Below are 13,475 nucleotides of genomic sequence, written 5' to 3'. Positions count from 1 at the left end.
GCTGTGCGCGACGCGCGCAGCCGGTACGTGGGGAAAGCGTGAAAGACAGCGCGGCTCTCAGGCCGCTTGCGTTGGCGTCAAAGGCGTCAGCCGGGCTCGCTCGCGCGTTCGAGCATGGCGTGCAGCAGCACGTTCGCGCCCGCCTCGATCCATTCGATCGTCGCGTCCTCGACCTCGTTGTGGCTGATGCCGTCGATGCACGGCACGAACACCATCGAAGTCGGCGCGACCGTCGCGAGATAGCACGCGTCGTGGCCCGCGCCCGAAACGATCTCGCGGTTCGAGTAGCCAAAGCGCTCTGCCGCCGCGCGCACGGAGTTCACGCAGGCCTTGTCGAACGGCACCGGTGCGTAATAGAAAATCTGCTCGAGCTGCGTTTCGAGCTTGCCTTGCTCTGCAATCTTCGCAATACCTTCGCGCAACTCGGCGTCCATCTGCGCGAGCACGTCGTCCTGCGGATGGCGGAAATCGATGGTAAAGAACACGCGGCCCGGAATCACGTTGCGCGAATTCGGATGCACCTGCATCATGCCGACCGTCGCGCAGGCCAGCGGCGCATGGCGCAGTCCGATTTCGTTGACGAGCTGCACGACACGCGAGGCGCCCAGCAGCGCGTCGCGGCGGCGTGGCATGGGCGTCGGGCCCGCGTGCGCTTCCTGTCCGGTGAGCACGACTTCGTACCAGCGCTGGCCCTGCGCGTCCGTGACGACGCCGATGGTCTTGTGTTCGGCTTCGAGTATCGGTCCCTGCTCGATATGCAGTTCGAACGCCGCGTGAATCTTGCGGCCGCCACACGGCAGTTCGCCCGCGTAGCCGATGCGCTGCAACTCCTCGCCAATGGTCTTGCCGTCGACATCCTTGCGCGAGAGGCCGTAGTCGAGCGTGAAGACGCCCGCGAACACGCCCGAGGCGACCATGGCCGGCGCGAAACGCGAGCCTTCCTCGTTGGTCCAGATCACGGTTTCGACGGGGCGCTCGGTTTGAATGCCGTGATCGTTGAGCGAGCGGATTACCTCGAGACCGCCCAGCACGCCATAGATGCCGTCGAAGCGCCCGCCCGTGGGCTGGGAATCGGCGTGCGAGCCGGTCATCACCGGCGGCAGGTCGTTGTTGCGCCCCGCGCGGCGCATGAACACGTTGCCCATCTGGTCGACGCTCACCGTGCAGCCCGCCTCTTTCGCCCATTGCACGATGAGATCGCGCCCTGTCTTGTCGAGGTCCGTGAGCGCGAGGCGGCACACCCCGCCCTTGGGCGTGGCGCCGATCTTCGCCATCTCCATCAGGCTGTCCCACAAACGCTGGCCGTTCACGTGAATCGCGGTCGTCAGCGCGGCTTCGCTTACTGCGTTCATGCGTGTCCTCCTGTCCGTGTTCGTCAAACGTGCATTCGTGCCACCTTCTGGGGCGGGAAGAGCCATGGCGGTGCACGCTCGAATGGCGCTTCGCGACTCCCGAAACCTCGCCCGCGAATCCTGTCCGATTGGACAGGTTGTAGCCGATAAACTTCACGAATTCAATGCGGTGTTACCAGCGAGAAGCGTGCCATCGATGCTGCAGTGCGCGAAAACGCCCCCGCGCTCCGCGCGTTTTCCCCGAGGGCGGTGAATGCACGAGGCGCTTACATCGTGACTACAATGAAGCCGACATGGGCGCGGCAGCCGTGCGCCGCCTCTTCCCTTCTGAACGGACCGACCATCATGCGCGACGACGAACCCACCACGCGAGCCGCGAACCACGCGATGCGAGGCACGGCGCACGAACGGGATGCCGCTGACGCAACGCACAAGCCGCGTCGGCGCAAAGCCGCCATTCGCGAGTCGAACGAAGCGCATCTGCTCGCCTGCGCGGAGGCCGTGTTCGCCGAGCGCGGCTTCGAAGGCGCGAGCACGGCGCTGATCGCGGAGCGCGCCGGCCTGCCGAAGGCCAATCTGCACTACTACTTCCCGACCAAGCTCGCGCTTTACTGGCGCGTGCTCGACGATCTGTTCGAGGAATGGAACGCGGCGGCTAACACCTTCGACGCGAGCGACGATCCGGTCGAGGCGATTGGCGGTTACGTGCGTGCGAAGATGGAACTCTCGCGGCGCAGGCCGCTGGGGTCGAAAGTGTGGGCGAACGAGATCATCAGCGGCGCGACGCATATGCAGGACATCCTGCTCAAGCGTGTGAAGCCGTGGATGGAAACGCGCGTGAAGCTGATCGATCGCTGGATTGCGGAGGGATTGCTCGCACCCGTCGATCCGAAAACGCTGCTTTTCATGATCTGGGCGACCACGCAGCACTACGCCGATTTCGAGGCGCAAATACGCGCGCTCTCGGGCAAGCGCGCGCTTTCATCGGCGGGTTTCGAGGCGAGCACCGAGGAAGTGGTGCGGCTGATTTTGCGCGCGAGCGGCGCGCGCTCGCCCGGGCATTGAGCGAAACACGATTGCCGCCCTTTTTCTGCCTCATTCCGAAGCAAACGATGGCGCGGAATACTAAAACCGTGGCGTCCAATCGCAAATGCGAGATCCGCGTTTGCCGTATCGTGCGATTTCAACCATGAACCCAGTACCGACGACGCTTCGTGTGAAGAATCACGCTATGACGGTCGGGCCGCGCCAGCATGCTGCGCCTCGCTAGGCGAGGTGATCGTCTTCCCCGCACGGATCAACAAGACGGCTGAACGCGATCACCATTTCCTTAGGATCACGTATGAACGACATTGCAGGATACGACTTCGAAGACCTGGCACCCGGGATGAGCGCGAGCTTCGCCAAGACCATTACCGACGCGGATATCGTGCTGTTTGCCGGCGCCTCGGGCGACAACAATGCCGTGCACATCGATGAAGAGTTCTCGCGCAAGACGCCCTTCAAGGGACGCATTGCGCACGGCATGCTCAGTGCAAGCATTATTTCCGCGGCCATCGCCGGCCGGTTGCCGGGCCCCGGCACGATCTATCTCGGGCAGAACCTGCGCTTCAAGGCGCCGGTGAGGCCGGGCGATACCGTGCAGGCCACGGTGACGGTCCGCGAACTCATTCCGGGCAAGCGCCGGGTCGTGCTGGACACCATCTGCACCGTGCAGGGCAAGGTTGTCATCGACGGTGACGCGCTCGTCATGCCCACTTCGCGCGCGGATCGCGCCAGCGAGGCACGTTGCGAAGACGCTTCGACGCATACCGCAGTGGAACCGGCATGAGCAATCACTTCAATATGCCCGACGAGGTCGCGCACGGCTTTTCCCGCTCGGCAAAAGATTTCCTGAACGCATTGGCCGGTATTCCGGCGAGCGCAGCCGTTGCGCCGGCTGTCATGCATGAAGCCGGCACTCGCTACTGGGAACAGCAGTGGGCGCTGTGGACGACCGTGCTGAACCCGCAGGCGGCAGCCGGTCAGGCATCCCGCGACCCGCGGTTTCGGGCCGACGAATGGACCAGCAACGCCTGGTACAACCTGCTCAGGCAGAGCTATCTGGCCAACGCGGGCCTGCTCGAAGACATGGTCGGCGCGACCGGCTATAACGAGAGCGAAAAGCACAGGCTGCGCTTTTTCATGCGCCAGTTCATCGATGCGGCGAGCCCCACCAATTATGCCGCGACCAATCCCGATGCGATCCGGATGGCCATCGAGTCGAACGGCGCCAGCCTTCGTACGGGCATGACCAATCTGGTTGGAGACCTCGCGCGCGGCACCATTACGATCACCGACGAAGCCGCCTTCGAGGTAGGTCACAACGTTGCCGTGTCCAAAGGCGCGGTGGTCTTCGAGAACGCCCTGTTTCAGCTGATCCAGTACGCCCCGCTCGGCACGCACGTAGCGAAGCGTCCCTTGCTGATCGTGCCGCCTTGCATCAACAAGTTCTATATTCTCGACCTTCAGCCTGAAAACTCGTTTGTGCGCTTCGCCGTCGAGCAGGGACAAACGGTCTTCATGGTGTCATGGCGCAATCCCGATGCGGAAACTGCGCATACGACATGGGACGACTATCTGGAAACGGGCGTGATGCAGGCCATCGACGTCGCGCTTGCGATTACCGGCGCGGACAAGGTCAACACGGTAGGCTGGTGTGTGGGCGGCACGATCCTCTCTTCGGCGCTCGCGGTGATACGCGCGCGCGAAGAAGAAAAGGTTGCGAGCCTGACGCTTCTGACGACCATGCTCGACTTCACCGATCCGGGCGATCTCGGCGTGTTCATCGACGAGCAAACCGTGCTGCAGCGTGAGCATTCGATAGGCAGCGGCGGCATCTACCCGGGGCGCGAACTCGGCTTCGTGTTCCAGATGCTGCGCGCCAACGATCTGATCTGGCCAAATGTGATCAACCACTATCTGAAGGGAAAGAGCCCCGCGGCGTTCGACCTGCTCTACTGGAACGCCGACAGCACCAATCTGCCCGGCCCCATGTACACCTGGTACCTGCGCAACATGTACCTCGAAAACAACCTGCGCGAGCCCGGCAAGCTCACCATGTGCGGCGTGCCGGTCGACCTCGGCCGCGTCGACATGCCGGCCTACGTGCTGGCGACCCAGGAGGATCACATCGTGCCGTGGAAATCGGCGTGGCACAGCACGCGCCTTCTTGGCGGCGAAGCCCAGTTCGTGCTCGGCGCGAGCGGACACATCGCCGGCGTCATTAATCCGGCGACAAAGAACAAACGGAGTTATTGGGTCGACGGCGGCGCGAACGGCAGTCCTGGAAGCGACGCTGATGAGTGGTTCGCTTCTGCGCAGCAGACTTCGGGCAGCTGGTGGAATCACTGGATCGCGTGGCTGCAGCCGCATGCGGGTGGTCAAGTCAAGGCGCGCACGAAGCTGGGAAGCACGAAGTTTCGGCCGATAGAGCCCGCGCCTGGCCGTTACGTCAAGGCGCGGGTGAAATGAGTCCACGTGCACGAGCAGTCATGGCACGTGCTACGTGCTCCTGATTGCCTCCAAGTGACCCAATCCACGCTGATGCGCACTGAATCATTCGCTGTGCATCCTTGATAAATCCATGAGCGGGTTGAAACGCCGAACGCGATTTTCTGACTACACTCCAGATACACGTGCTCACTGAGCACGACCTCCCCTTTGCGGCGTGGCTTCACTATCGGTCACTTTATGCGCCGCGATTCATGCCATCGCGGCGCGATGTCTATGGGAAGCCCAGCGCATGTTCAAGAAGCGGATTCGCACAGCATTGCTGGGGCTTTTCGTCGCCGCCATCGCGCCTGCCGGTCACGCGCAATACACGACCGACTGGCTCGCCAACACCTTCGGCACGCTCGCCGCACACGTCGGCAACGGCGCGCGCTCGATGTGGGTCGCGCCCGAAGGTGTCATCTATACGTCATCGCGCTGGGACGAAAACGCGGGTGGCGTCGCGCTCTACCAGAACGGCGCAACGCTCGGCACCATCGGCGCGCACGACGAGTTCCAGGGCAGTGCGATCACAGGCAACGCGACGTCGATCTTCGTCGCGCTCGGTTATAGCCGGGCGTACGGCAGCGGATCGGTGGGCCGCTACAGCCGAAGCTCGAACACCCGTGACCTTCGCATTGCCGTGAGCACCTGGACCGGCATCCAGAACGCGGACGTGATCACCGGCCTCGCGACTGCGGGCACACTCCTCTATGCCAGCGACTATTACGGCAACCGCGTACGGGTGTACACGACCGACGGCGTCTGGCAACGCGACATCGGCGTCCAGCAACCCGGTGCACTCGCAATCGACGGTGCGGGCAACCTCTGGGTCGCACGCGCGAACGCCGGTGTGATTGCACAGTTCAGCCCGGCTGGCGCGGCGATGAACACGATCCAGATGGCCGCGGGCGGGCGGCCATCGGCGCTCGATTTCGACGCTCCGACGAACCAGCTGCTGGTTGGCGACGAAGGTCCCGACATGAACATCAAGTGTTATGCCCTGACCGGGGTGCCGGCGCTGGTCGGCACGTTCGGTGTACAGGGCGGCTATCTCGACACCACGACGGGCATCAAGGGGCAGGTCGGCGACAAGCGCTTCACGCGCGTCGCCGGTATCGGCAAGGATGCAGCGGGCAATCTGTACGTGCTCAACAACGCGTGGGGCGGCGACTGGGACCTCGGCCGCAACGGCAGCACCGACATTCATTCGTATAACTCAACGGGCACGCTGCAGTGGACTTTGCAAGCGCTCAATTTCGAGGCGATCGCGGCACCCGACCCGGCAACCGATGGCGCGAACTTCTACAGCGGCAACACCATCTACACGGGTACATCGGGCGGCACGTTCGTCGCAAACACGATCGATCCATTCAGCTGGCCGACTGACCCGCGCCTGAACATGAACGACTATCAGCGCGGCCAGCTTTTCGGGCAACTCGTGGTGGTGGGCGGCAACCGCATTCTCGTCGCCTCCGGGCAGAATCCCGACACCTTCAACTTCTTTCATTTCCAGCCGTCGAGCGGGTACATTGCCATTCCCGACGGCTCGATCCCGGGCAAGGCGTTCAATACGAATACGAAGGTGACGGGTGGCTTCGCGATCGACGGCAACGGCGACGTCTGGGCCGGCCTCGACCGGACCAACCAGATCTACCATTACCCGCTGACCGGCTTCGACGCGAACGGCAAGCCATCATGGGGCGCCGCCGGCACGATCCAGATCCCGCGGACCGTGCGCCCGCTCACGCGCATCATCTATCAGTCGGACAGCGACACGATGATCCTCGCGCAAGGCATTGCGGGGAGCTGGGACTGGACAGCCATGAACGGGCACATCGAGATCTATCGCGGCTGGAAAGCGGGCAACACGAGCGCGCCGGGCCCGGTGATCGATCTCACCAGCGCGAATCCGAAATCGATCGCGGCAGCGGGCCATTACCTGTTCGTGGGCTACGTGCATACGGTACCGAATATCGACGTGTTCGACCTGAACACCGGCAGTCTCGTCACGACATTGACGAACTCGAACCCGACGGCGATGGATGTCGGCAACGACGTGGATTCGATGTACGGCATCCGCGCGTACCTGCGCTCGACCGGCGAATACGTCGTCACGAAAGACAATTACAACGGATCGAGCGTCGTGGTTTATCGCTGGCACCCGTAACGGCTGTCCTTGCAGGCGATTCGCGTGCTTGCGCGCCGCCTTGCATTCCCACGCATCTAGTCATAATATAACTATACACAAAGTTACTAGCCCGCCATGCTCCGACATTCGCCGCTCGCCCTCGCCGTTCTCGCCATGCTGACCGAAGCGCCGATGCATCCCTACCGGATGCAGCAGCTCATCAAGGCGCGCGGCAAGGACGAAGTCGTCAACGTGCGGCAGCGCAACAGCCTCTATCAGACGATCGACCGGCTTTTGCGCGGCGACCTGATCGCGGTGCGGGAAACGGAGCGCGACGGCGCGTTTCCCGAGCGCACGATCTACGAGATCACCGACGCCGGGCGCGACACCGCCCGCCTGTGGCTGCGCGAGCAGCTCGCGCAGCCCGCGCGCGAATTCCCGGCGTTTCCGGCGGCACTCTCGCTGTTGCCCTTGCTGCCGCCCGAAGACGCCCGCCGCCAGCTCGAAACGCGCGTGGCGGCCCTCACGCGCGAACTCGTCCGCATGGACGCCTTGTACGCAGGCGCCGAGGCGATGCAGGTGCCGCGCCTGTTCCTGCTCGAAGGCGAACTCATGAGAGCGTCGCTCAAGACCGAGCTCGACTGGGTCACGAGCGTCGTGGACGACCTGAAAGCCGGCCATCTCACGTGGAGCGAGCCGTGGCTGCGCGAACTCGCCGAGCGTTTCGCACCGCCGTCCGACGCGCCTGCAGCCCGCGAGTCATCGAAGGAGAAATAGCCATGTCGAACGTCAGCCCGCAAACTCCACTCTCGGTCATGATCATAGGCGCGGGAACCGGCGGCCTGTGCCTCGCGCACAGCCTGCAACGTGCCGGCATCGACGTTCAGGTGTACGAACGGGATCGCACGCGTGTCGACGGTCTGCAAGGCTATCGCGTCGGTATCGACCCACACGGCCTCGCCGCATTGAAGGCCGCGCTGCCGCCTGAACTCTTCGCTACGTTCCTCGCCACCTGTGCGCGCACGCCACGCTACTTCAACATGCTGACGGAGCGCTTATCGGAGCTGCTCTCAGTCGGGATCGGTGAAAGCGAGATCGATGGCGGGAAGTCCGTGAGCCGCATGACGCTGCGTCAGGTCCTGCTCAGCGGCCTTGAAGATCGCGTGCACTTCGACAAGACCTTTGCCGAATACGAGCGGCACGCCGATGGCCGCGTGACTGCGCGCTTTGCCGACGGCACGAGCGCGAGCGCCGATGTGCTCGTCGGCGCGGACGGCGCGCGCTCGAAGGTGCGAAGGCAGCTGCTGCCGCACGCAAGGCTCGAGAACACCGGCATCGTGAGCATCGCGGCCAAAGTGCCAATGACCGAAGAAAACCGCGCGCTGCTGCCGGCCAAGGTACGCGACAGCATTACGCTGATCTCGGCGCCGAAGGGCTACGGCGCAATCATCCACGTGATGGCGTTCAACTGGGACCAGGGCGGCGCCAGGTCCGGCGTGGGCGGCAACGACGCCGCGTTGATCGAGCGCTGGCCGGGCCTGCTCTACGACAACACGCGCGACTACCTGATGTGGGGCGTGTGGGGCGCGCGCCGCAACGTCCCCGCCGACCCGATGAAGCTCGAAGCGCCGGCGCGGCTCGCGCTCGCCATGCAGATGACCGACGGCTGGCATCCCAATCTGCGCGCGTTGATTCGCGCGTCGGACCTCTCGACCACTTTCGCCCTCGACGTGCGCACGTCGGTGCCCGTCGAGCCCTGGGCGGCCTCGAACGTTACCGTGCTCGGCGACGCGATTCATCTCATGACGCCGGGCAGAGGCGTCGGCGCGAATACCGCGCTGCGCGATGCGCAACTGCTCGGCTCGCAACTCGTGCGGGTAGCGCGCGGCGAACTGGCGCTCGTGAATGCGATTGCCGGCTATGAAACGCAGATGCGCCGTTATGGCTTTCACGCGGTGGCCGAATCGCGCAAACAGTTCGACGAGCGCGACGCAATACATCGGCCCATTGTCGGACGCTTCGCGCTCGGTGCGATGCGCACGGCAATGCGCGTCGTCAACAATGTGCCGCCACTGAAGCGGCGCATGATCGATTCGGAAAACCGCTTTCGCGGCAGCGAAGAAGAAGACGCGATGGCTTCGCATTAGGACATGCGGCCGGGCCTGACCCCGCCCACGTCCGGATGTCGCCAACTTCACGCTTAATTAAAAGCGTTCGGTGAAAGCGCTTTGTTTGCCCGAACCCACGCCATTCGCTAGCATTTCTTCGCCAACCTGGCCCATCTCAGCTGCCAGCCCGGACAATCCACCTATAGGCTACGTCGTTTACCGAGTCGGCAAATCATACGAATTGTATTGATTCGCAATGCGAATCAAGTGAGCGAAGACGTGGCTTTCTAATCGCCGTATCCTGCAGCGATACGTCATTGCGTTCCGCTTATGAGGGGCGGCGTCGCGATGAAGATGGTCCTTCTGAACCATGCCGACGACACGCAGCGGGGGAGCGCGTTGCGGCACATCGCTTGCGCGCCTGTTGGCCAACGCGCGGAGCGGTTTTGCGCGGGCAAGTCGGGCATTTGAAGCGGCTTGCGCGAAATAGGGGGGAACGATGAACCGATCAACCAAGCAGACCGTGGTATGGGTGCTCGCCCTGGCCCTGTCGGGTGCCGCTTATGGTGCGGGCGGCGGGAACGGCGGAGGGAACGGCGGCGGTAATGGTGGAGGCAACGGCGGCGGCAATGGCGGCGGCAACGGCGGCGGCAATGGCGGCGGCGCGGGTGCTGGTGCTGGTGCTGGTGCTGGTGCTGGTGCTGGTGCTGGTGCTGGTGCTGGTGCGGGCGGTGGCCACGGCTCTGGGTCGGGCTCAGGCTCTGGGTCGGGCTCTGGATCAAGCTCAGGCTCGGGATCGGGATCAAGCTCGGGCTCCGGTGCAGGCAGCTCCGGTGCAGGTAGCTCTGGCGCAGGCAGTTCCGGCGCGGGTAGCTCCGGTGCAGGTAGCTCTGGCGCAGGCAGTTCCGGCGCAGGCAGTTCCGGCGCGGGCAGTTCCGGCGCGGGCAGTTCCGGTGCAGGCAGCTCCGGCGCAGGCAGTTCCGGTGCAGGTAGCTCCGGCGCAGGCAGTTCCGGCGCGGGCAGTTCCGGCGCGGGCAGTTCCGGCGCGGGCAGTTCCGGCGCAGGCAGTTCCGGTGCGGGTAGCGCCGGTGGAAGCAGCGCCGGTGGAAGCAGCGCCGGTGGCAGTAGCGCTGGAGCAGGCGGTAGTTCGAGTGCGGGTAGCTCCTCAGGTAGCGCGAGTGCAGGCGGCCCCGGTGGACCTATGGGCCGCGGCGGCTCACCAGGTATGAGTGCACGGACGGCCATGGTCGAAATCGTGCCGCCTCCTCCACCTGCGCCGATCATCGACGCACCGGTTACAAACGCATATAGCCCACCGCCGCACTCGGATTATCGTCCGAATGCGTTGGTGATACCCACGCCAGCCGGGAGCGACAATGCCCCGCCGCCGAGCGCGACCACGTCGGTCCGGGGCACAACCACCGGGGCACCCACTGCGCCGGTGGCGAACTACGCGCCGCCGCCGAGCGTACCGCGTCCGCCCCCCGTTGCGGTCGCAAGGCCAGCTGCCGAGCCGGTTGCGAACGACTACGGTCCGCCGGGTGTATCCGGTACGAACAGCGGCGCGGGCCACGGCGCCGGTCCTGCACGGGCCGCGAACAACTCAGGCTCGCCTGGCGTGGGCGGCACGACCAAAGCGGGTTTCGCGGTGGACACGGGCGGGTACGAACCACCGATCCTGACCCCAACGAGCACGCCATAAACGCATTCATGCTCTCGCGCGACGCATCGCTTCGGATTCGGCACGGTGACGCATCGCCGTGCCGAAATCTTGTGTAGCAGCGCCGATGAGCGACCCGCAGCACGAGTACAAATTGATCAAGATCAATGCATTGTGAGACGCCGGGCGCATAGTGAATCAGCCGCGGCTGACCACGCAGCGCCGTCCCCACTCCCTCCGCTCCCTTGCTCCAGGTCGGCCGCTCCTCTCCCGGAGCCCGACATGGAACTCGCCACCCGACGCAATGCGACACAAGTGACTTTGAGCGAACACCGCCGCCTGACGAGTATCGTCAGCGGCATGCTGAGTGTGGTCGATGGCATGGCGTCCGGCTCCGGGCCACGCAGCGCCATGCTGATGCGGGCAATGCTCTACTACATCAGCGAATTCCCCGAGCAGGTTCATCACCCCAAAGAGGAGCAATACCTGTTCGCGCGGCTTCGCAATCGCACCGAAGTATTCGACGCTGTCATCGGGGAACTCGCGCGCCAGCACGAGGAAGGCAAGCTGCGCGTTCATGCACTCGAACGCGCACTCACACGCTATGAACTGGCCGGCGCCGACATGCTGCCGGCGTTGCGCGAGGGCGTGTATGGTTACGCGAACTTCTACGCCAGTCACCGGCACCTGGAAGAGTCCGTCATCCTGCCCGGCGCGCAACGTTATTTGACGCTGTCGGACTGGGTGGCGATCGACGAGGCGTTCGGCGCGAATCGCGATCCGTTCGAGAGTCTGGAGACCGAAGACAATCTTAACGATCTTTACAGATTGATCGTCCAGACGATGCCCGAAGCGTAAGCCTGAGCGACTTCACGCGATGTGCATCGTGGTTCGCCGCCCGTCCGGACTTGCGGACGCTCGATCGAGCCCTGGGTCTAGCGCGAAAAAACATCTGCAAACGGACTACACGAATTCACGGCAACGTGGCAGGCCCTGCGGCAAACAACCGCACCCCAAACGCAAGATGAGCTTGGGCCGTGCAATCAGTCCGCGTCGTACACTGTGCGTTTCGACGCTCGTAGCCCGGAACGCCGTCGTGCCCATTCACTATCTGCGCAGCTTCACCTCTGTCGAACGCACCGAGCGGGCCAACCTGCGGCTTGGCCGTGCACTGGCGTGGGTCGCCGGTGCAATCAACGCCGGCGGGTTCCTCGCCGTTGGGCAATACACGTCGCATATGTCGGGCATCGTCTCGTCGCTTGCCGACAGCACCGCGCTCGGCGAGAGCGGCATCGCGTTGTCCGCTATCAGTTCGATCCTTGCTTTCGCGAGTGGCGCCGCGACGTCCGCCATTCTGATCAACTGGGGACGCCGCCGTTGCGCGCGCAGCGTCTACGCACTGCCACTCCTGCTCGAAGCCGCCCTGCTCCTTTGCTTCGCCGCGCTCGGCGCGAATCCCGGCATCCATCGCGTTCTCTTCGTGCCGCTGACGGTGGCTGTGCTCTGTTACATGATGGGCGTGCAGAACGCCATGATCACGAAAATCTCACAGGCCGAAATCCGCACGACGCATGTGACCGGCATCGTGACGGATCTGGGAATCGAACTTGGGAAGGCGCTCTACTGGAACTGGGGCGTGCCGTCTTCAGCAGCGCATCACGTGGCGGCCGACATGCAGCGCGTCCGCGTACTCGGCTCCCTGCTCGGAATGTTCCTGCTTGGCGGAACGCTGGGCGCCGTGGCTTTCCGGCATTTTGGATTTGCCGCGGGCGTGCCCTTGTCGATGCTGCTGGTGATCCTGGCGAGCGTGCCGGTGACCGACGATTTGCGTCGCCTGCCGCTGCGCGACCTGTTTTGACGAATACGTCGGTCGCCGGCGGCCAATACCCGCCAACTCATTCGCTTATCAGAAACCGGTCGCGATTCTTCGCGTCCTTGATCCAGTTCGGCGCGCGTCCCCTGCCGGACCAGGTCGCGCCACTTGCGGGATCGCGATATTTCGGCGGCGCCGCGCTATGCGAAAGCCCCGACCTGCCGCGACGACTACCAAAGATGTCCTGCTGCGTGTACCCGAATTCGGCCACCTTTGCGCGGATATCGGCGAGAACCGTCTCGAACTCCTGTTGACGGGCGACGACCGCCTGACGCTCGAGTTCCGCGAGTTGCGCCTTCAGTTCCTTGTACGTTGCCACGAATCGTCTCCTGCGCGTGGACACCATTCGCCAATCATAGTGGCTTTCGCTCACCCCCCCTTCCAACGTGATCACGCGACATGCGCAGCGGGCACAGCAAGCCCACGCGGCAGACCGTTCAGGCCGTGACGAAGACGATTGCCCCCGCATCGGCAACCTGGGCGAACAACCGTACGAAACGATAGCTTTGCGCCTGGATAGTCAGCTCGTTGAGCCCGGAGCGCGTGCCCTCCAGTATCGCCCGGGCCACGGGTTCCGGAATCGCGCCGAGGTGCGCCCAGTCTTCCGGCAACAGCGCGGGATCGCCCAGATAGACCTCGTTTTTCCCGCCAGGCGTGCGAACGAGAATCAGGCTTCCCCCCTTGTCGAGCGCAATCTCCAGGTACTCGGACAAGGTCGCCAACGCCTCTGTGTCGACATCGCGGGCTGCATGTGTGTTCGAAGTCATAGGGTGGCCACGCTGAGTAGTATGTCGATCACTATCGTACCCCCGCTCCTGCC

12 protein-coding genes are annotated in these 13,475 nt (G+C 64.0%); 8 read left to right on the top strand and 4 right to left on the bottom strand.

What is annotated here, in order from left to right; translation table 11 throughout:
• Positions 1–86: 86 nt before the first annotated feature.
• A complete protein-coding gene (locus AB4Y35_RS22365; protein ID WP_368705961.1) occupies positions 87–1,352 on the bottom strand; it encodes a Zn-dependent hydrolase in 1,266 nt (421 codons plus the stop codon).
• A gap of 387 nt (positions 1,353–1,739) precedes the next feature.
• Between AB4Y35_RS22365 and AB4Y35_RS22360 the strand changes: the two genes are divergently transcribed.
• The 6 genes from AB4Y35_RS22360 (at position 1,740) to AB4Y35_RS22335 (ending at position 9,161) form a co-directional block, all read left to right on the top strand.
• Positions 1,740–2,417: a TetR/AcrR family transcriptional regulator gene (locus AB4Y35_RS22360; protein WP_342921792.1), complete on the top strand. Its 678-nt coding sequence runs from the start codon at positions 1,740–1,742 to the stop codon at positions 2,415–2,417.
• A gap of 277 nt (positions 2,418–2,694) precedes the next feature.
• Positions 2,695–3,183, top strand: a complete 489-nt coding sequence (locus AB4Y35_RS22355; protein WP_368687943.1) for a MaoC family dehydratase — start codon at positions 2,695–2,697, stop codon at positions 3,181–3,183.
• Positions 3,180–4,865: a class I poly(R)-hydroxyalkanoic acid synthase gene (gene phaC / locus AB4Y35_RS22350; protein ID WP_368705960.1), complete on the top strand. Its 1,686-nt coding sequence runs from the start codon at positions 3,180–3,182 to the stop codon at positions 4,863–4,865. The genes AB4Y35_RS22355 and phaC overlap by 4 nt, the downstream gene beginning before the upstream one ends.
• 271 nt (positions 4,866–5,136) lie before the next feature.
• Positions 5,137–7,053, top strand: a complete 1,917-nt coding sequence (locus tag AB4Y35_RS22345) for an SMP-30/gluconolactonase/LRE family protein (protein WP_368705959.1) — start codon at positions 5,137–5,139, stop codon at positions 7,051–7,053.
• A 96-nt stretch (positions 7,054–7,149) separates the two neighbouring features.
• Positions 7,150–7,791 (top strand): PadR family transcriptional regulator, encoded by a 642-nt coding sequence (locus tag AB4Y35_RS22340; RefSeq protein WP_368705958.1) that lies wholly within the window; start codon positions 7,150–7,152, stop codon positions 7,789–7,791.
• 2 nt (positions 7,792–7,793) lie between these two features.
• Positions 7,794–9,161: an FAD-dependent oxidoreductase gene (locus AB4Y35_RS22335; protein ID WP_368705957.1), complete on the top strand. Its 1,368-nt coding sequence runs from the start codon at positions 7,794–7,796 to the stop codon at positions 9,159–9,161.
• 469 nt (positions 9,162–9,630) lie between these two features.
• Here the strand turns inward: AB4Y35_RS22335 and AB4Y35_RS22330 are convergent, their stop codons facing one another.
• Complete coding sequence (locus tag AB4Y35_RS22330; RefSeq protein ID WP_368705956.1) at positions 9,631–9,861, bottom strand: hypothetical protein; 231 nt, start codon at positions 9,859–9,861, stop codon at positions 9,631–9,633.
• Positions 9,862–11,064: 1,203 nt separating this feature from the next.
• On the opposite strand from AB4Y35_RS22330, the gene AB4Y35_RS22325 reads away from it, so the two are divergent.
• Together AB4Y35_RS22325 and AB4Y35_RS22320 are read left to right on the top strand one after the other, a co-directional pair.
• Positions 11,065–11,640, top strand: a complete 576-nt coding sequence (locus tag AB4Y35_RS22325; protein ID WP_368705955.1) for a hemerythrin domain-containing protein — start codon at positions 11,065–11,067, stop codon at positions 11,638–11,640.
• A 238-nt stretch (positions 11,641–11,878) separates the two neighbouring features.
• Positions 11,879–12,640 carry a YoaK family protein gene (locus AB4Y35_RS22320; protein WP_368706136.1) on the top strand — a complete coding sequence of 254 codons (762 nt, stop codon included), beginning with the start codon at positions 11,879–11,881 and terminating at the stop codon, positions 12,638–12,640.
• A gap of 37 nt (positions 12,641–12,677) precedes the next feature.
• Here AB4Y35_RS22320 and AB4Y35_RS22315 read toward each other — a convergent pair whose 3' ends face one another.
• The gene (locus AB4Y35_RS22315; RefSeq protein WP_368687950.1) at positions 12,678–12,974 is read right to left on the bottom strand and encodes an H-NS histone family protein; all 297 of its coding nucleotides are present in this window, start codon (positions 12,972–12,974) and stop codon (positions 12,678–12,680) included.
• 118 nt (positions 12,975–13,092) lie between these two features.
• Positions 13,093–13,422: a hypothetical protein gene (locus AB4Y35_RS22310; protein WP_342921722.1), complete on the bottom strand. Its 330-nt coding sequence runs from the start codon at positions 13,420–13,422 to the stop codon at positions 13,093–13,095.
• Positions 13,423–13,475: the final 53 nt, after the last annotated feature.

Origin of the sequence: Paraburkholderia sp. EG286A (assembly GCF_040965375.1) — a bacterium.
Taxonomy (GTDB): Bacteria; Pseudomonadota; Gammaproteobacteria; order Burkholderiales; family Burkholderiaceae; genus Paraburkholderia.
This window is presented reverse-complemented; position numbering and strand designations above follow the sequence as displayed.